This window comes from Solirubrobacter deserti, assembly GCF_027587175.1.
Lineage (GTDB): Bacteria > Actinomycetota > Thermoleophilia > Solirubrobacterales > Solirubrobacteraceae > Solirubrobacter > Solirubrobacter deserti.
Genome location: NZ_JAPCID010000004.1, coordinates 1 through 18,165, shown reverse-complemented (window position 1 = coordinate 18,165; position 18,165 = coordinate 1). Strand labels below are relative to the sequence as shown.

The following is an 18,165-nucleotide window of genomic DNA, read 5'->3' as shown; positions in this document are numbered from 1 at the left end:
TAAGAGAGCGCTCCTAGCATCGCTTCAGATGTTCCGGGAAGGAACGACAGGACGGCATCGGCACGCCATCGGCGTCGCACTCCGCACACCCTGGGGCCGCTATGACAGCGAACCGCCGGCGGTCATCGTCGAACCGGCGACCGAGGCCCGGCTGGTCGTGCGCGTCGACAACCGCTCCGCGAGCGACGAGCACCTCGAGCTGACCGTCGAGGGCATGCCCGTCGGGTGGGCGGAGGTGTTCCCGCGCACCGTGGAGGTCCCCGCGGGCGAGCAGCGCGAGGCGGATGTGAGCGTCCACGTGCCACGCATCGCGGAGATCAAGGCCGCGGAGTGGCCGCTGCGCGTGGTCGCGTTCGCCCGCGGCCGCCGCGTCGGCTCCGCCCCGGCGCGCGTACGTGTCGCGCCCCACGCGGTCGTCTCGCTCCGGCTGCTCCCGGACACCCTGCGCGGCCGCCGCCGCGCGTTCGCCGACGTCCGCGTCCGCAACGACGGCGACGCGGCCGCCGAGGTCGACCTGACCGCGGCAATCGGCGCGGCCGCGGGCGAGCCGGCCTCGCCGGACGCAGCCGGTGCATCCGCCGGCCCGCTCGGCTGCTCGATCTCGCCCCCGCGTGTGCACGTCGGCCCCGGGGAGGAGATCGCCGCCGAGCTCGAGGTCCGCGGGCCGCGGCGCTGGCTCAAGCGCGGCGAGCCCGTGCCCGTGCGCGTGGCCACGCACGGCGCGAGCGCCGAGGCCACCTTCCACCAGCGCGCGTCGCTGGCGGGCTGGGCGCTGCTCGTGCCGATGGTCGCCGCCGCGATCGCCGGGTACCTCGTAGCGCGCCCGAACGAGGTCGCGGTGCCGAAGGTGACCGGGCTTCCCGTCTCGGAGGCGCGCGAGCGGCTGCGGGAGGCGGGGCTCAAGCCGCGCCAGGCGCCGCTGCCGGCCGAGTCCGCCTCGCCCGTGACCGGCGTCGTGCGCCAGGACCCGCCCGCGGGCGCCGAGATCGACGACGGCGGCGACGTGACCATCTCCTACTACCGCGGCGAGGGCGCCGGCACCGTGACGCCGAAGGCGACGCTGTCCTCGGTCGCGCCGGCCGACGCGGCGCAGGAACCCGTGGCCTACGCGTACGCGAACCGCGTGCTGGTGCTGTTCCCGGGCGAGGCCGAGACGCCCGTCGGCGGGACCGTCGGCGAGCTCAGCGGGGACCCGGCCTGGGACCCGCGCACGGGCCATCTGGCTTACGTGCGGCGCGCGTCCGCCGAGGCCGACGCCGAGGTCGTCGTCGTCGATCCGCGCGCGCCCGGCACGCCGCGGCCGCTGACCGCCGGCGGCGGCTCCTACGTGAGCCCTGCGTTCGCGCCCGACGGCGGCCGCTTCGCCGTCATCTCCGAGCAGGAGCCGGGCGCCGGCGGCGCGCTGTGCGTGGTCGTCCCGCCCGCCACCGCGCCGCGCTGCCACCCCGACGAGACGTTCGACTACTACCGCCCGGCCTGGAGCGCCGACGGCCTGTACACGCTGCGCCGCAAGACCGGCACGAGCGGGCAGGACGAGCTCGTCCGCGTCGGCGCCGACCTGGTGCCGGTCGGCCGGCCGCTCGCGCAGGGCGACCTGCGCGCGCTCGCCGTCGCCCGCGACGGCCGGATCGCGGTGATCAACGCCGGCCGGATCGAGGTCCACGCGCCCGCCGGTGAGCTGCTCGCCGCGCAGAGCGTGGCCGGCAACGCCTGCGACCTGGCCTGGAGCGGCAACGAGCTGATCGCGAGCCGGGGCGCCTGCGGGAGCACCGAGGAGATCGTCCAGCTCGATCCCGCCGACCTGGACGCCAAGCCGGTGAAGCTGTTCGACGGCGCCGAGCCGGCTGTCGCCGGATGACCTGAGCGCGTAGTGTGCGTCGGCGATGGCCGACGCAACGCTGGTGGTCTTCGCCGCCGAGCAGGTCCGGGGGGTCCTCGAGGGCACGGGTTCGCCCGACGCGCTCGAAGCGCGCCAGATGCAGGCGCTGAGCCTGGCGGTGCACATCCCGCTGGTGTGCTTCGGCATCGCCTTCCCCGCGATGTTCCTGTTCGTCGAGGGCCTCTACCTGCGCACGGGCGACCCGCTGTACAAGGCGCTGGCGAAGCGCTGGTCGAAGGTGGCGCTGATCATCTTCGCCACCGGTGTCGTAACGGGGACCATCCTGTCGTTCGAGTTCGGACTGCTGTGGCCGGACTTCATGGCCACGTTCGGCGAGGTGTTCGGCGTCGCGTTCGGCCTCGAGGGCATCTCGTTCTTCCTCGAGGCGATCTTCATCGCGATCTACGTCTACGGGTGGGACCGGCTCCCGAAGCGCACGCACATCCTCACCGGCGTCCCGATCATCATCACCGGCGCCACGGGCAGCGCGTTCGTGATCAGCGTCAACGGCTGGATGAACGACCCGCAGGGCTTCGAGGTGGTCAACGGGCAGGTGCAGGACCCGGTGCCGTTCAGCGCACTGCTCAACGGCCATGTCGCCCACGAGCTCGTGCACATGTACCTCGCGGGCTACCTCGTCGCCGGCTTCCTCGTCGCCGCCTACTACGCGCGCCGCTGGCTGAAGGGCCGTCGGGACCGCTACACGCGCACGGCGCTGGTCGTGCCGCTCGCGTTCGCCGCGCTGGCGGCGCCGATCCAGGTCGTCGTCGGCGACTGGGCGGGCCGCAAGGTCGCCGAGAGCCAGCCCGTCAAGCTGGCCGCGTTCGAGGGCGTCTACAAGACCGAGGAGGGCGCCGCGTTCCACCTCGGCGGCTTCTACGACACCGAGCGCAACGAGGTCCGCTACGGGATCAAGATCCCGTACCTGCTCTCGATCCTCGCCCACCACAACCCGACGGCCGAGGTCGTCGGGCTCGAGTCGGTCCCGCCAGAGGACCGCCCGCCGGTGAACATCGTCCGCACGTCGTTCCAGACGATGATCGCGATCGGGACGTTCCTGGCCGCGCTCGGCTCGTTCTTCATCTTCGTGTGGCTGCGCAAGCGCCGATTGCCCGACACCAAGTGGTTCTTCCGCGCCGTGATGCTGGCCGGGCCGTTGTCGGTGGTCGCCCTGATCGCGGGCTGGGTGACGACCGAGGTCGGCCGCCAGCCGTGGATCGTCTACGGCTTCATGCGCACCGAGGACGCCGTCACGAGCGCGGACAACCTCGAGATCGGCTACGCCGCGCTGATCGCCGTCTACGTGCTGCTGTTCGGGTCGGTGATCTGGCTGCTGCGCCGGCTCGCCTCGCGCCCCATCGAGACGGAGCTCGACCGTGGCTGAGGTCTGCGCCGCGCTCGTGATCCTCGGCGTGACCGCGTACGCCGTGTTCGGCAGCGCGGACTTCGGCGCGGGCTTCTGGGACCTGACCGCGGGCGGCGCCGAGCGCGGCGGGCGCCTGCGGGGCATGATCCAGCGCTCGATGAGCCCCGTGTGGGAGGCCAACCACGTGTGGCTGATCTTCGTTCTGGTGATGGTGTGGACGGCGTTCCCGGTCGCGTTCGGCTCGCTGATGTCGACGCTCTCGATCCCGCTCTTCCTCGCCGCGCTGGGCGTGATCTTCCGGGGGATGGCGTTCGCGCTGCGCGGCCAGGCCGCGACGATCAACGAGGCGCGCGTGCTCGGCGCGACGTTCGCGTTCTCGTCCGTGCTGATCCCGTTCTTCTTCGGCGCCGCGATCGGTGGCGTCGCGTCGGGCCGCGTGCCGGTCGGCAACGCGGCGGGCGACCTGATCGACAGCTGGCTGAACCCGACGTCGATCGCACTCGGGGTCGTCGCCATCCTCACCGGCGCGCACCTCGCCGCCGTCTTTCTCACCGGCGACGCCCGCCGCGCCGAGCTGCCCGACATGGTCGACGCGTTCCGCAAGCGCGCGATCGGCTCCGGAGTGGTGGCGGGAGCGGCGGCGCTGATCAGCCTGCTGGTCGTGCGTGCCGACGCCCGCGAGCTCTACGACGGGCTGACCTCCGGCGACGGGTTGATCGCGGTCGTCCTCAGCGGTGCGGCCGGGCTCGTCACGATCGCGCTCGTCATCACGGGCCGCTACGGCCCCGCCCGCTTCACCGCCGCGGCCGCCGTGGGCGCGATGACGGTCGGCTGGGCGCTCGCGCAGGACCCCTACATCCTGCCGGGCGCGTTGACGCTCGACGACGCGGCCGCGAGCGACACAACGCTGACCGCTCTGGTGGTGAGCGTCGGGCTCGGCATGCTCGTATTGGTCCCATCGCTGTGGTGGCTGTACCGACTCGTGTTGCGCGGCACGCTCGACCAGGAGTACGAGCCGCTCGACCAGCGCTTCCGGCCGGTGGACCGATGAAGCTCATGTTCGCCTGCCTCGTGCTGGGCCTGCCGTTGATGCTGCTGTTCGAGAACACGTTCACCCGCATCGCCGGCGTGCTGCTGTGCCTCGGGTTCATCGTCTCGGGCGTGTTCGTGATCGCCAATCCTGAGGACCTGGGTAGGGACCAGGAGTGAGCCGGCCCAAGCCGTTCAAGCGCCTGCGTGAGCTGCCGGTCGTCGGGCGCGCGATGGACTGGGGGCTGGGGCCCGCCGCCGCCTCCGACAACACGCTCAAGGCGGGCTCGCGGATCGCCGGCCTGAAGGTGACCGAGTCCGTCTGCCCGTATTGCGCGGTCGGCTGCGGTCAGCTTGTCTACACGCGCGACGGCGAGCTCGTCGACATCGAGGGCAACCCGAACTCGCCCATCAACCAGGGCACGCTGTGCCCGAAGGGCTCGGCTTCGCGCCAGCTGATCCAGCAGCCCGGGCGGCTGACGAAGATCCGCTACCGCCGGCCGGGCGGCACCGAGTGGGAGGATCTGGACCTCGAGACGGCGATGGACATGATCGCCGAACGGGTGATCGCCGCGCGCGAGAACCACTGGCAGGAGCACGACGAGCGCGGCCGGCGCGTGAACCGCACGCTCGGCTTCGCGCACCTCGGCGGCGCGACGCTCGACAACGAGGAGAACTACCTCATCAAGAAGCTGTTCACCGCCATGGGCGCCCTGCAGATCGAGAACCAGGCGCGTATATGACACTCCTCCTCGGTGCCCGGTCTGGGGACCTCGTTCGGCCGCGGCGCGGCGACCAACTACCAGCAGGACTTCCAGAACGCGGACTGCATCTGGATCCAGGGCTCTGGGCTCATGGAGGCCCATCCCGTCGGCTCCCGCTGGGCGATGAAGGCGCGTGAACGCGGCGCCAAGCTCATCCACGTCGACCCGCACTTCAGCCGCACGAGCGCCGTCTCGGACATGCACGTCCCGATCCGCGCCGGGTCGGACATCGCCTTCCTGGGCGGGCTGATCCGCCACATCATCGAGACCAAGTCGTACTTCGAGGAGTACGTCGTCAACTACACGAACGCGCCGCACCTCGTGCGCGAGGACTTCCAGGACACGGAGGACCTCGAGGGCCTGTTCTCGGGCTTCGATCCGGAGAAGGGCACCTACGACCGGACGACGTGGCTGTTCGAGGGCATGGAGCCGCCCGGCAAGACGTCCAGCGCCGAGGTGCAGTCGACACAGGCGTTCACGGACCGCACGCAGGCCGGCGAGACCCTGCAGCAGGTCCCCAACGACCCGACGCTCCAGCACCCGCGCTGCGTCTTCCAGGTCCTGCGCCGGCACTACTCGCGGTACACGCCGGAGATGGTGTCCAAGGTCTGCGGCATCCCCGAGGACCAGTTTCTGAAGGTCGCCGAGACGCTGATCGCCAACTCGGGCCGCGAGCGCACGACGATGCTCGCCTACGCCGTGGGCTGGACGCAGCACACCGCGGGCGTGCAGATGATCCGCGCCGGCTCGATCGTGCAGCTGCTGCTGGGCAACATCGGCCGGCCGGGCGGCGGCATCATGGCCATGCGCGGCCACGCCTCGATCCAGGGCTCCAGCGACATCCCGACGCTCTACGACCTGCTGCCCGGCTACCTGCCGATGCCGCGGGCCACCGAGGACGACCAGACGCTCGCCGACTACGTCGAGGCGGGCGGCAAGAAGAGCGGCTGGTGGTCGCACTTCGACGAGTACATCATCAGCTTGCTGAAGGCCTGGTTCGGCGAGGCGGCGACGCCCGAGAACGACTACGGGTTCGGCCACCTGCCCAAGCTCACCGGCAACCACTCGCACTACGTGACGACGTTGCGAGCGCTGGACGGCGGGCTCGACGGCATGTTCGTGATGGGGCAGAACCCGGCGGTCGGCTCCCAGCACGCGGGCCTGCAGCGCCGCGCGCTGGCGCAGATGAAGTGGCTCGTGGTACGCGACCTCGCCGACCTCGAGACCGCCTCCTTCTGGAAGGACTCGCCCGAGATCCGCTCCGGGGAGATGAAGCCCGAGGACATCCAGACCGAGGTCTTCCTGATGCCGGCCGCGGGCCACGTGGAGAAGGAAGGCCACTTCACCAACACGCAGCGGCTGCTGCAGTGGCGGGACAAGGCGCTCGACCCGCCGGGCGACGCGCGCTCGGAGCTGCATTTCGTGTACCACATCGGCAAGCGCATCAAGGCCCACTACGCGGACTCGACGCGCGAACGAGACTGGCCGATCCGCCACCTCACCTGGGGCTACCGCGAGCACGGCGTCCACGACGAACCCAGCGCCGAGGACGTGCTGCGCGAGATCAACGGCTACGACCTCACGACGGGCAAGCTGCTCAACGGCTTCGGCGAGATGCGCAACGACGGCACCACGTCGTGCGGCTGCTGGATCTACTCGGGCTGCTTCGCCGACAACGTCAACCAGCCGCGCCGCCGCGATCCGGGCGACCTGAACGCGCCGGGCGGGTCGGTCTCGCCCGAGTGGGGCTGGGCGTGGCCCGCCAACCGCCGCGTCCTGTACAACCGCGCGTCCGCCGACCCGTCGGGCAAGCCGTGGTCCGAGCGCAAGAAGCTCGTCTGGTGGGACGAGGAGAAGGAGCAGTGGGCGGGCTACGACGTCCCGGACTTCCCGCCGGGCAAGCGGCCGGACTACAAGCCCCATCCGGAGGCGGAGGGGATGGAGGCGATCCCCGGCAGCGCGCCGTTCATGATGATGCCCGACGGCCGCGGAGCGCTGTTCTCGCCGAGCGGCCCGCTGGACGCGCCCATCCCCACCCACTACGAGCCGCTCGAGTCGCCCGTGCCCAACGAGCTCTACCCCAAGCTGGGCGCCAACCCGCTGGGGATCACGTGGATGCGTCCCGAGAACCCGCTGGTCGCCGAAGGCGACGACCACTATCCGCTCGTGGCCTCGACCTTCCGGCTCACCGAGCACCACACGGCCGGGCCGATGAGCCGCAACCTGCCGTGGCTGGCGGAGCTGCAACCCGAGATGTTCGCGGAGATCGACCCGGTGCTCGCGCGTGAGCGCGGCATCAAGGACGGCGAGTGGATGGTGATCGAGACGCCGCGCGCCGAGATCGAGGCGCGCGCGAAGGTCACCAACCGCGTCCAGCCGCTGCGGATGGGCGAGCGGATCATCCATCAGGTATGCCTGCCGTGGCACTGGGGCACGTTCAAGACCAACCCCCAGGGCGTGACGGGGGACACCGTCAACGACCTGATCGCGATCTCCGGCGACCCGAACACGACCATCCACGAGTCCAAGGCCTTCCGCTGCAACGTCCGCGCGGGCCGGCGCGCAGGCGAGACGACCGTGCGGCTCGCGGACGTCGACACCGACCAGGACCCGAACGACGACCAGCCGGACTTCGCAAGCAAGACCCCGCACAGCGTGCTGGGCGACGAGGAGCAGGCCTGATGGAGATCGCCGTCCAGCGCCCCGAGGCCCAGCGCATGGGCTTCTTCACCGACACGACGGTGTGCATCGGCTGCAAGGCGTGCGAGGTGGCCTGCAAGCAGTGGAACGACCTGCCCGCCGACGACCTGCGCGCCTCGTTGTCCTACGACGCGACGCGCGAGTTGTCGGCCTCGACGTGGCGCCACGTGCGCTTCGTCGAGACGCTGCGGATCCCCGAGCCCGAGCCGACGCTGAACTTCGTCGAGGCCGCGCTCGGCGCGCAACTGGACCGCTGGGTGTTCATGTCCGACGTGTGCAAGCACTGCACCCACGCCGGCTGCCTGGACGCCTGCCCGACAGGCGCGCTCATCCGCACGGAGTTCGAGACGGTGATCGTCCAGAGCGACGTGTGCAACGGCTGCGGCTATTGCGTGCCTTCGTGCCCGTTCGGCGTCATCGACCGCGACCCCTACGACGGCCGGGCCGCCAAGTGCACGCTCTGCTACGACCGGCTCGAGGACGGGCTCGAGCCGGCGTGCGCGAAGGCGTGCCCGACCGACTCGATCCAGTTCGGACCGTACGAGGAGCTCGTCGAGCGGGCCAAGGGCCGCGTGGCGACGCTGCACGAGCGCGGGCTGGAGGGCGCGTACCTGTACGGCGCCGGCGACGAGCCGCAGGACCAGCTCGCGGGCGGGCTCGGCGCGTTCTTCCTGCTGACCGAGCCGCCCGAGCGCTACGGCCTCCCGGCCCATGCCGACTCGCCCATCCAGCAGAACGGCCCGATCGCCAACGCGACGGGCGTCGCGGCCGCGTTCGTGGCGGCGGGACTCGCGTTCGGCGCGTTCGCCGCGGCCTTCCGGAAGGCACGATGAGCGGGAAGCGCAAGGGCCCGCCGCCCGAGGACGTGACGCGGCGGGCGGAGGAGGGCCGCACCGCCGAGGGCCGTGACGTCACGCCCGCGGTGGGGAGGCGCGGCCAGGCGGGCGGCTGGGTGCGCACGGGGGAGAAGGTCGCGCTGGCCAAGGAGCGCTGGGGCGACGCGCGCTGGTCGTTCCTCTACGACAAGGACACGCGCTACGCGTCCGCGTCGGCCAACGGCTCCGTGGCCGAGGCCGCGCGCCGGGCCCGCGGCGGCGGGGAGGTCCCGGTCGCCGTCCAGGGCCCGATGATTCACGCCACGCTGTGGACGTGGGAGGTGCCGGTGTACTTCTTCGTCGGCGGGCTGGCGGCGGGCTCGTCGCTCGTCTCCGTGGCCTGCGACCAGTTCGGCGACCACGAGGGCGCCGAGCTCGCCCGCAAGCTCGCGCTCGGGGCCGTGCTCCCGGCGCCGCTGCTGCTGATCGCCGACCTCGGGCGCCCCGCGCGCTTCTTGAACATGCTGCGGATCTTCAAGGTCCGCTCGCCGATGTCCATGGGCGCGTGGTGCCTGGTCGCGTTCTCCACGACCGCGACCGGTGCCGTCGCCGCCGACGTGCTCGGCTTCAAGCGCGCCGGCCGCGCCGCGGGCGTCGCCACCGCCCTGCTCGGCTCCTACCTCGGGTCCTACACCGGCGCGCTGCTGGCCGCCACCGCCACGCCGCTGTGGGCGCGCTCGCGCGTGCTGCTGGCACCGATCTTCGTCTGCACCGCGGCAGCCTCCGGCGCGGGCGCCAACCGCCTCCTCCAGCGCTCCGGCCCGACCCGCGAGGCGCTCGGCCACCTCGAGCTGCTGGCGATGGGCGGCAAGCTCATCCTCTCGCCGATCAACGACCGCCACATCGGCTCGCTCGCGGAGCCTTTGGAGCACCACCGCGCCTACAAGCTGTCCAACTGGGCGGCCCGCATCGGCGTCGCCCTGCGACTGCTGCGCCGTGGCGGGGACGTCCCGAGCGTGCTCTTCCTGGCCTCCGCCCTTCTGACCCGCATCGCCTGGATCGAGGCCGGCAAGCAGTCCGCGGGCGACGACGAAGCCGTCGCCCGCATGGCTCGCCGCTAGCGCGCCGGTGGGCGCAGGATGTCCGCGCGCATCGGGACCGGGAAGTCCCCGGGCTTGAATCGGCCCGCGAGCTGGTGCTCGACGGCGGCCCAACTGTCGCCGCGGGTGGGGTCGGCGGCCAGCACGCGCTCGCGCAGCTCCTCCAGCCGGTCCAGCCGCACGGTGACCTCGTACTCGATCGTGTCGACGTGCTCGAAGCCGCTGGTGCGGATCGCCGCCTGCGCCTTCGCGCGGACCTCGGTCTCGTCGTCGACCGGGCGCAGCAGCTCGAAGAACTCGCCCTCGGGCAGCGGCTCGGCGATGTAGACGTACTCGCGCACGACGCGAGCCAGCTCCGGGAACGCGTCCCGCGGGTCGGGCACGTGGTGCAGGCTGCGCATCAGCGTGGCCACGTCGACGGACTGGTCGCGCAGCGGCAGCCGCTCGGCGCCGCCCTTCAGATAGCGGCCCTCGGGGTCGAGCCAGTGGGCGTCCTTGATGTCGATGTCGACGCCGATCGCGTCCGCGCCCGCCTCGCGGAGCGCGCGGACGAACGTGCCGTCGCCGCAGCCGACGTCGACCACGGTGCGGCCTTCGAGATCGATGGCGTTCGCGAGCACCTCGATGTCATCCATAGGTGCATTGAGCGTACGCTGAGGGCGATGGTCGAACCGAACGAGCACGACGTCTTCGAGCTGCGCCAGCGCATCAAGCTGGTCATCAACCAGTACGAGTTCACGCTCCCGGGCGGCGAGCCGGTGTGCTTCGTGGAGCAGAAGCGGTTCGCCTTCAAGGAGGACATCCGCTTCTACACCGACGACTCGAAGTCGGTCGAGCTGATGCGCCTGAAGGCGCGCCAGCGCTTTGACCCGAGCGCCCGCTACGACGTCACCGATGCGTCCGGCGCGGCCATCGGCCAGATCCAGAAGGTATTCGGCGCGAGCCTGTTGCGCTCGACGTACAAGCTGTTCGACGCCGGCGGCAGCGAGACCGCGACCGTGCAGGAGAAGAGCGTCGGCGTCGCGCTGTTCCGGCGCTTCGTCGGCTTCATCCCGTTCATCGGCGGCTTCGCGGACTGGCTGCCGATCCCGTACCACTTCGACTTCGTGCGCGGCGGCCAGGTGCTCGGCACGCACACGCGCCAGACGCTGAAGTTCCGCGACACGTACACGATCGACTTCTCGGCCGATCCCGGCCGGACGCTGGATCGCCGCCTCGTGCTCGCCACCGCGGTCGGACTGGACGCCCTGCAGGCGCGCTGATGCCGACCTGGGACGACGTGCGCGCGGTCGCCGCCCGCCTCCCCGGGTGCGAGGAGTCGACCTCGTACGGCACGCCGTCCCTGAAGGTCCGCGGCAAGTTCATCTGCCGCCTGCGCACCGACCCCGACGCGCTCGTCGTGCGCTGCATCGACGTCGACGACGCCGAAGCGCTCAAGCTCGGCCAGCCCGACGTCTTCTTCTCCACGCCGCACTACGACGGCTGGCCGGGTGTGCTCGTCCGCCTCGACGCCGTCACGCCGGACCAGCTCGCCGAGCTGATCGAGGACGCGTGGCGCCTCCAGGCGCCCAAGCGCGTGGTCGCGGCCTACGACAAGGGTGAGTAGCGATCGCGCGGTGCCGCGCGGCAAGGCCACGGCGGGTGGCCGCGCCGCGGCGGCGGGCGGCGACGCCGCGGCCTCGCCGGCGGTCGTCGCCCGCGCTCGCGCGCGCAGCCAGTGGCTGCACGCGCCCGGCGGCGGCGACGTCGTGCGCCACCTGCTCGCCGTGCAGGCCCAGGACGCGGGCAGCGTCCCGTACGCGCTCGCCGCGCGCGGCGGCGCGTTCCGCGACGGCCTGCTCGTCACCTGGCTCATGCGTTCGACGCTGCACCTCGTCGACGCCGACGACCTCGCCTGGCTGCACCCGCTGTTCGCGCCCCGGATGGTCGCCGCGAACGAGCGTCGCCTGCGCCAGCTCAGCGTGACGACCGACCACACGGACGCGCTCGTCGCGGCGCTCCCGGCGACCCGCGCCGAGCTCGCCGCGCAGTTCGACCTGCCCGGCCAGGCGCTCCCGCACGCGTTGCACCGCGCTGCGATCCTCGGCCGCCTCGCGATGACGCCCGAGCGCGTCTACATCCCCATCGAGATCAAGTGGCGGGCTCCCGACCTCGACGAGCTCGCGCGTCGCTACTACGCGTGCCACGCCGGCGCCGATCGGCGCGATCTCGCCTACTGGTCCGGGCTCCCCCTGCGCGACTGTCGGCCGCCCACCAGCACGGCCCTCGAGGATGGCCCTGTGCCGGATGTGCTGATCCCCGCGTTCGACGAGCTGCTGCTCGGCTGGCGCGACCGCACGCCGACCGTTCCCGCCGAGCACGCCAAGCGCGTCCATCCCGGCGGCGGCATCCTGCGCGCGGTCGTGCTCGAGGACGGGGTGGCCGTCGGCACGTGGTCGCGCGCGGGCGGCCGGGTCAGCGTCGAACGTTTTTGAACGGGCCCTTCTTCTTGCGGCGCAGCGCCTTCGGCACCTTTGGAACCGGAAGCCGCTTCCTCTTCTTTTGCTGCTGCTGGTAGGCGATGCCGCCGCCCGCCGCGCCGAGGCCGGCCAGCACCGCGGCGACGAGCCCGGGGTTGGCGCGCAGGCGCTTGAACTCGCGCTCGACCTCGGGCCAGACCTGGTTCTCGATCAGGTCCTGCGCCGCCTCCGGCGTGGCCTCGAGGTCGGCGGGCTCAATCGCGGGCGCGAAGGACACCTGCACCTTGACCGGCTTCGGGAACCAGCCCCAGGCGAACAGCTTGTCCGTGCCGGTGATCGCGCACGGGACGATCGGCGCCTTGGCCTCGATCGCGAGGCGGCCGACGCCACGCCGCGGCTCGCGCAGCGTCTCCGGATCCCGGTGGCGCGTGCCCTCCGGGAACATCGCCAGCACGCGGCCCTGATCGAGGTGGTAGCGGGCGGTCGCCAGCGCGTCGGGATCCGCCGTTCCGCGCCGGACCGGGAACGCGCCGAGCCCGCTCAGCAGCCGCGCCGTCTTCTTGCCCTCGAAGAGCTCGGTCTTGGCCATGAAGTGCAGGTGGCGCGTCGTGGCGAGCCCGATGAAGAATGAGTCGTAGAAGCTCTTGTGGTTGGGCGCGATGATCACGGGCCCCTCGGGTGGGACGTACTCGCGCCCGGTGACCTTGAAGCGGTACCACGTGGCGGCGATCGGGGTCAGCACGAAACGCGCGGTCTCGTACACCCACGATGTACCGCGCTTGCGGGAGAGGGCGTGCGCCTCTTCGTTCGACAAGGCCATAAGCGCGTAGATTCTTGCTCATGGAGGCTCGGCGGCTCTATCTCGAGCTCACGGACGGCCTCACGCGCCCGCTCCGGGCCGAGGAGCTCGTCTACGCCGTACCCGGGCTGCCGGCCCGCGAGGACGTCGCCGCCGAGCGCGAGAAGCCGCAGAAGGACAAGGCGGGGCTGGAGATCGCGCAGGGCGCGTTCCTGGCTGACGTGCTCGCCGAGCCCGACACCGGACGTCACCTGATCGAGACGATGTTGGCGCCGACGCCGCTCGCGCTCGAGCACGCCGAAGCCTTCGCCCGCGACGGCCACGTGGACCTCGGCCGCGCCCACGCGCAGCGCCACGGCAACGTCGGCATCGTCGAACTGCGCAACCCGCGCCACCTCAACGCCGAGGACGACACGACCCTCGGCCCGCTGGAAGCCGGCATCGACCTCCTCCTGCTCGACGAGGCCACCGAGATCTGCGTGCTCCGCGGCGGCGTCGTCGACCACCCGCGCTACGCCGGCCGCCGCATCTTCGGCGCCGGCCTGAACCTCACGCACCTCTACCGCGGCCAGATCTCCTACCTGTTCTTCCCCGTCCGCGACCTCGGCCTCGTCCACAAGGTGTTCCGCGCCGACAAGCTCTGGATCGCCGCGGCCGAGACGTTCGCGATCGGCGGCGGCTGTCAGCTGCTGCTCACGGTCGACCACATCCTGTGCGAGCGCGGCACCCGCCTCACGCTCCCGGCGCGCAACGAGGGCATCATCCCCGGCGCCGCGAACCTGCGGCTCCCGCGCTTCGTCGGCGACCGCCGCGCACGCCAGGCGATCCTCTCCGGCAGCGAGCTCACCCCCGAGGAGCTGGCCGACGAGCTCGTCGAGCCGGGGGAGATGGACGCGGCGATCGAGCGGCGCGCCGCGGCGCTCTCCAGCGCCGGCGCGGTGAGCGGGGTCGCCAACCGCAAGGCGTTCCGCGTCGGCCAGGAGCCGCTCGACGTCTTCCGCGAGTACATGTCCGTGTACTGCCGCGAGCAGGCCGTCTGCTCCTTCAGCCCTGCCCTCATCCGCAACCTGGAGGAGCACTGGCGTGCCCACGAGAGAGGCGATTGAGCGCGTCGTCGAGCGGGTGCGCCGGACGCCGCTCGCGGCGCGCATCCCGGACGGCTGGGAGCAGCTGACCGACCTCCCGTTCACCGTCAAGGACGACCTGCGCGAGCACTACCCGCTCGGCCTGGTCACGGTCCCGCACGACCAGCTGCGCCGCATCCACGCGTCCTCCGGCACGCGCGGCAAGCCGACCGTCGTCGCCTACAGCCAGCACGACCTCGACGTCTGGACGGAGGTCATGGCCTACTGCATGACGATGGCCGGCGTGCGGCCCGGCATGGTCGTCCACAACGCGCTCGGCTACGGGCTCTTCACCGGCGGGCTCGGCTTCCACATGGGCGCGGAGCGCATCGGCGCGCTGGTGATCCCCGCCTCCGGCGGCGTCACCACGCGTCAGGCGCTCCTGCTCCGCGACCTCGGCGGCCAGGTCCTGTGCGCGACCCCGAGCTACGCCCTGCACATCGCGCAGGGCCTGCGCGAAGCCGGGATCGAGGACCTCGAGCTGCGCATCGGGATGTTCGGCGCTGAGCCGTGGACGGAGGCGATGCGTGCCCAGATCGAGGCCGAGCTCGGTCTCACCGCGCTGAACATGTACGGGCTGTCGGAGATCATCGGGCCGGGCGTCGCGGCCGAGTGCCCGGAGGCCCGCGACGGCCTGCACGTGATGGAGGACCATTTCGCGGTCGAGGTCGTCGACCCAGCCACGGGCGCGCCGGTCCCCGACGGCACCGACGGCGAGCTCGTCTTCACCACGCTCACCAAGGAGGCGATGCCGCTGCTGCGCTACCGGACGGGCGACATCGCTTCGCTCACGCGCGAGCCGTGCCCGTGCGGGCGCCCGTTCGCCCGCATGAGCGCCGTGCGCGGCCGCCGCGACGACATGCTGATCATCCGCGGCGTGAACCTCTACCCGTCGCAGATCGAGGACGTGCTGCTGGGCGTCGAGGGCGTCTCCCCGCATTACCAGCTGATCGTCGAGCGCCCGCAGCACCTCGACGAGCTGACGGTCCTGTGCGAGGGCCGCGGCCCGGACCTCGCGCGCCGCGTCAAGCACGCGATCCGCGAGCAGACCGGCGTGAACGTCCGCGTTCAGGTCCGGCCGATGGGCGAGATCCCGCGCAGCGAGGGCAAGGCCGTGCGCGTCATCGATCGTCGCTGAACGGCTCCAGCAGCGGTCGCTTCGCGCTGATGCCGTCGCCGGAGGAGACGCCGCGCAGCCGGCGCACGACCCAGGGCGTCAGGTACTTGCCCGCCCACAGCGCGTGCGAGACGCGCGAGCGAGGCGCGAGCGGGTCGGCGAACGGCGCCGTCCACGAAGCGTCTGCGCCCTCGAGCCCGAGCGCCTCCGCCGCCGCGAGCGCGATCCGCTCGTGCCCGAGCGCGTTCGCGTGCAGACGGTCGTGATGCCAGAGGCGACGGTCCGACGAGACCGGGTGCGCCTCGAGGTCCACCAGGAACGCGCCGTGCTTGGCGACCAGGTCGCGGATGGCGAGGTTGAGGTTGCGCAGCCGCGCGGCCGCGCCCTTGGCGATCGGGTTGATCGGCACGGGATCGGGCAGCGTGAACGCGATCACGTCCGCGCCCGCCGCGCGCAGGGACCCGTAGAGCGTGTCCAGGCGGTCGATCACCGTCGGTACGCTGCAGTTGCGCCGCAGCATGTCGTTGAGCCCGGAGAGCACGCTCGCGAGGTCCGGCGAAAGCGCGATCGCCGGCCCGAGCTGCTCGTCGACCACCTGCCGCGCGAGCTTGCCGCGTACCGCCAGGTTCGCGTACTGGAGCCTCGGCTCGTCCTGCGCGAGCCGCTCGGCCAGCCGGTCCGCCCAGCCGCGGAACGTCCCATCGGGATTGAGGTCCATCAGCCCTTCGGTCGTGCTGTCGCCGAGGGCCACAAAACGCCGGTACGCCATGCCGAGACGTTACCTAAAGAGGGACTGTCCCTCTTTAGATAACGCGCCGCGCGCGAACGCCCACAAACGGCTCTGGAGCGTGGGTGAACCTAAAGAGGGACTGTCCCTCTTTAGGATTGGGGGGTGATCACTCGGCGGGACCTGATCGCGCGCGGGGCGGCGGCGATGCTGCTGCCGGCGCTGGGCGAGGCGGCGATCCCGCGCAACCGGATCCGTGCGCTGCGTGACGCGGTGCGGGGCCGGGTGCTGACGCCCGGCGACAGCGGCTACAACGCCGCGCGGGTGGTGTTCAACACGCGCTGGGACGGCGTAAGGCCGCCCGCCGTCGTGCAGGTGCGCGACACCGCCGACGTGCGCGCCGTGGTGCGCTGGGCCGATCGCTACGACGTCCCGCTCGTCGCGCGCTCCGGCGGTCACGGCTACAGCGGCAACAGCACGAGCCGCTCCGCCGTCGTGGTCGACCTCGACCGCCTGGATCAGATCCGCTTCAGCGACGGCATCGCCACGCTCGGCCCGGGCGCACGACTCGGGGACGTGTACGCGCGCCTGGCCGCGCGCGGCGTGACGATCCCCGCCGGCAGCTGCCCGACGGTCGCGGTCGGCGGGCTCGTGCTGGGCGGCGGGATGGGGCTCGCCGGCCGCGCGATGGGGCTCACGTGCGACCGCGTGCGCTCCTTCGACATCGTCGACGCGGAGGGCCGGCGCCGCCGGGTCGACGACGGCGCGCTGTTCTGGGCGCTGCGCGGCGGCGGCGGGAGCTTCGCCATCGTCACGGCCGTCCGCCTGCGCACCCGCCGGGTGTCCAACGCCGCGTTCTTCAGCATCAGCTACCCGCGCGGCGCCCGCGAGGAGGCGCTCGCCCGCTGGGACGCGTTCGCACCGCGCGCGCCGAGCGATCTCACCGCGATCCTCACGCTCACGGGCGAAGGCGCGACCGCGTTCGGCCAGTACCTCGGCAGCGCCCCGCAGTTGCGCCGCCTGATCGCTCCGCTGGGCGGCTCACCGAGCGTCGGCAGCGCGGACTACCTCACGGTCCAGCGCCGCTGGGCCGGGAGGGACGACCCGCCGCGCTCCGCGTTCGCCGCGAGCTCGACCTACGTCACCAAGCGCCTGGGCGGGAACGGCCGCCGCGCCTTCCTGGACGCCGCGGACACCGGCGCCACGCTGATCCTCGACGCCTACGGCGGCGCGATCAACCGCCCCGACCGCGACGACACCGCGTTCCCGCACCGCGCCGCCCGCTTCCGCGTCCAGGTGCTCTCCTACGCCGCGATCCCCACCGCGCGCGACCGGGTCAAGCGCGCCCGTCGCAGCGTCGCCCCCTACGGCACCGGCGCCTACGCCAACTACGCCGACCCCGACCTCACCAACGCCACCCGCAACTACTACGGCGCGAACCTGGAACGGCTGCGCCGGGTCAAGCGCGAGGTCGACCCGGGCAACCGCTTCCGCCCCGCTCAGGGCATCCGTCCTACGTGATGGTGATCGGCGTCCCGACCGGCATGAGCTTCTCCAGCCGGAGGATGTCCGCGTTCTTCAGGCGCACGCAGCCGTGCGAGATGCGGCCCGGGATGAGCCCCGGCGCGTTGGTGCCGTGCACGCCCACGAGCCCGCCGCCCGGCCAGTCGGTCAGGGTCGGCGACGTCGCGCTCGTGATGTAGGCCAGCGGCCCGTAGACCGAGCCCGCGCCGCCGTAGCCCTTGAGCTTGGCGCGGATGTAGAACTGCCCCTTGGGCGTCGGCCACTGCGACTGCCCGACGCCGATCGGCGCGCTGAACACGCGCTTGCCGTTCTTGATCAGCGTGACCTTGAACGTCTTGGTGGAGATCCGCAGCCACGTGTCCACGGGCTGCAGGTCGCTCAGCGCCTCCGCCGGCACCCAGCCCGTCGTGTTGTTCGGCCGCACCGGCAGCCGCACGCGCAGCCACTCCTGCCCGTCGACCTCCGTGCGGTCGAGCACGAGCACGAGGTCGTCGGTCTTCTCCGGCGTCTTGAGCGTGAGCTTGGCGACCCGCTTGGCGTTCGCGCTCGGCTCCGCCCGCGCGACCTCCGCCTTGTTGACGAACGCGAAGTACGACCGCTTGCCGAGCGTGCTGACACGCTCGACCTTCGCGGCGGCGACCGAAGGCGACGCCACGGACACGGCAGCGGGCGCGGCGAACGTCGCGGCCGCCCGCCCCCCCAACTTCTGGAAGACCAAGCGCCCCCTTTTTGCCGGGCCCCCCCGGCCCCCCCCGCCGTTGG

The 18,165-nt window shown here is 72.1% G+C and carries 17 protein-coding genes; 13 read left to right on the top strand and 4 right to left on the bottom strand.

Annotated features, from left to right (window positions below):
* The first annotated feature begins 28 nt into the window (after positions 1-28).
* Genes OJ962_RS03075 through nrfD form a run of 7 tightly spaced genes read left to right on the top strand, consistent with a single transcriptional unit; the run spans position 29 to position 9,674 of the window.
* Positions 29-1,858 carry a PASTA domain-containing protein gene (locus tag OJ962_RS03075; RefSeq protein WP_202955387.1) on the top strand — a complete coding sequence of 610 codons (1,830 nt, stop codon included), beginning with the start codon at positions 29-31 and terminating at the stop codon, positions 1,856-1,858.
* A gap of 25 nt (positions 1,859-1,883) precedes the next feature.
* Positions 1,884-3,263: a cytochrome ubiquinol oxidase subunit I gene (locus OJ962_RS03070; protein ID WP_202955388.1), complete on the top strand. Its 1,380-nt coding sequence runs from the start codon at positions 1,884-1,886 to the stop codon at positions 3,261-3,263.
* Positions 3,256-4,296 carry a cytochrome d ubiquinol oxidase subunit II gene (locus OJ962_RS03065; protein ID WP_202955389.1) on the top strand — a complete coding sequence of 347 codons (1,041 nt, stop codon included), beginning with the start codon at positions 3,256-3,258 and terminating at the stop codon, positions 4,294-4,296. The genes OJ962_RS03070 and OJ962_RS03065 overlap by 8 nt, the downstream gene beginning before the upstream one ends.
* Positions 4,293-4,454 carry a hypothetical protein gene (locus tag OJ962_RS03060; RefSeq protein ID WP_202955390.1) on the top strand — a complete coding sequence of 54 codons (162 nt, stop codon included), beginning with the start codon at positions 4,293-4,295 and terminating at the stop codon, positions 4,452-4,454. Before OJ962_RS03065 ends, OJ962_RS03060 begins: the two co-directional genes overlap by 4 nt.
* A gap of 53 nt (positions 4,455-4,507) precedes the next feature.
* A complete protein-coding gene (gene fdh, locus OJ962_RS03050; RefSeq protein WP_407697484.1) occupies positions 4,508-7,720 on the top strand; it encodes a formate dehydrogenase in 3,213 nt (1,070 codons plus the stop codon).
* Positions 7,720-8,571 (top strand): 4Fe-4S dicluster domain-containing protein, encoded by an 852-nt coding sequence (locus OJ962_RS03045; protein ID WP_202955392.1) that lies wholly within the window; start codon positions 7,720-7,722, stop codon positions 8,569-8,571. The genes fdh and OJ962_RS03045 overlap by 1 nt, the downstream gene beginning before the upstream one ends.
* Positions 8,568-9,674 (top strand): NrfD/PsrC family molybdoenzyme membrane anchor subunit, encoded by a 1,107-nt coding sequence (nrfD, locus tag OJ962_RS03040; protein WP_202955393.1) that lies wholly within the window; start codon positions 8,568-8,570, stop codon positions 9,672-9,674. Before OJ962_RS03045 ends, nrfD begins: the two co-directional genes overlap by 4 nt.
* Here the strand turns inward: nrfD and OJ962_RS03035 are convergent.
* The gene (locus OJ962_RS03035; protein WP_202955394.1) at positions 9,671-10,288 is read right to left on the bottom strand and encodes a class I SAM-dependent methyltransferase; all 618 of its coding nucleotides are present in this window, start codon (positions 10,286-10,288) and stop codon (positions 9,671-9,673) included. The two genes, nrfD and OJ962_RS03035, sit on opposite strands and share 4 nt — an antisense overlap.
* Positions 10,289-10,315: 27 nt before the next feature.
* Here OJ962_RS03035 and OJ962_RS03030 point away from each other — a divergent pair, with 27 nt between their 5' ends.
* Genes OJ962_RS03030 through OJ962_RS03020 form a run of 3 tightly spaced genes read left to right on the top strand, consistent with a single transcriptional unit; the run spans position 10,316 to position 12,127 of the window.
* Positions 10,316-10,915, top strand: coding sequence for an LURP-one-related/scramblase family protein (locus tag OJ962_RS03030; protein WP_202955395.1), 600 nt, complete (start codon positions 10,316-10,318; stop codon positions 10,913-10,915).
* Positions 10,915-11,259, top strand: coding sequence for an MmcQ/YjbR family DNA-binding protein (locus OJ962_RS03025; RefSeq protein WP_202955396.1), 345 nt, complete (start codon positions 10,915-10,917; stop codon positions 11,257-11,259). Before OJ962_RS03030 ends, OJ962_RS03025 begins: the two co-directional genes overlap by 1 nt.
* Positions 11,252-12,127, top strand: a complete 876-nt coding sequence (locus OJ962_RS03020; protein ID WP_202955397.1) for a DNA glycosylase AlkZ-like family protein — start codon at positions 11,252-11,254, stop codon at positions 12,125-12,127. Before OJ962_RS03025 ends, OJ962_RS03020 begins: the two co-directional genes overlap by 8 nt.
* Here the strand turns inward: OJ962_RS03020 and OJ962_RS03015 are convergent.
* The gene (locus tag OJ962_RS03015; RefSeq protein ID WP_270006174.1) at positions 12,108-12,932 is read right to left on the bottom strand and encodes a lysophospholipid acyltransferase family protein; all 825 of its coding nucleotides are present in this window, start codon (positions 12,930-12,932) and stop codon (positions 12,108-12,110) included. The genes OJ962_RS03020 and OJ962_RS03015 overlap by 20 nt on opposite strands.
* Positions 12,933-12,952: 20 nt before the next feature.
* On the opposite strand from OJ962_RS03015, the gene OJ962_RS03010 reads away from it, so the two are divergent.
* Both OJ962_RS03010 and OJ962_RS03005 read left to right on the top strand, forming a co-directional pair.
* On the top strand, positions 12,953-14,017 hold the full coding sequence (locus OJ962_RS03010; protein WP_202955399.1) for an enoyl-CoA hydratase/isomerase family protein: 1,065 nt from the start codon (positions 12,953-12,955) through the stop codon (positions 14,015-14,017).
* Entirely contained in the window at positions 13,995-15,173 is a 1,179-nt protein-coding gene (locus tag OJ962_RS03005) for a phenylacetate--CoA ligase family protein (protein ID WP_202955400.1), read from the top strand. The genes OJ962_RS03010 and OJ962_RS03005 overlap by 23 nt, the downstream gene beginning before the upstream one ends.
* Here the strand turns inward: OJ962_RS03005 and OJ962_RS03000 are convergent.
* Entirely contained in the window at positions 15,157-15,921 is a 765-nt protein-coding gene (locus tag OJ962_RS03000; RefSeq protein ID WP_202955401.1) for an SGNH/GDSL hydrolase family protein, read from the bottom strand. The two genes, OJ962_RS03005 and OJ962_RS03000, sit on opposite strands and share 17 nt — an antisense overlap.
* 123 nt (positions 15,922-16,044) lie before the next feature.
* Here OJ962_RS03000 and OJ962_RS02995 point away from each other — a divergent pair, with 123 nt between their 5' ends.
* Positions 16,045-17,400 carry an FAD-binding oxidoreductase gene (locus OJ962_RS02995; RefSeq protein WP_202955402.1) on the top strand — a complete coding sequence of 452 codons (1,356 nt, stop codon included), beginning with the start codon at positions 16,045-16,047 and terminating at the stop codon, positions 17,398-17,400.
* On the opposite strand, the gene OJ962_RS02990 is transcribed toward OJ962_RS02995, so the two are convergent.
* Positions 17,393-18,121, bottom strand: coding sequence for a L,D-transpeptidase family protein (locus OJ962_RS02990; RefSeq protein WP_270006173.1), 729 nt, complete (start codon positions 18,119-18,121; stop codon positions 17,393-17,395). The genes OJ962_RS02995 and OJ962_RS02990 overlap by 8 nt on opposite strands.
* Positions 18,122-18,165: the final 44 nt, after the last annotated feature.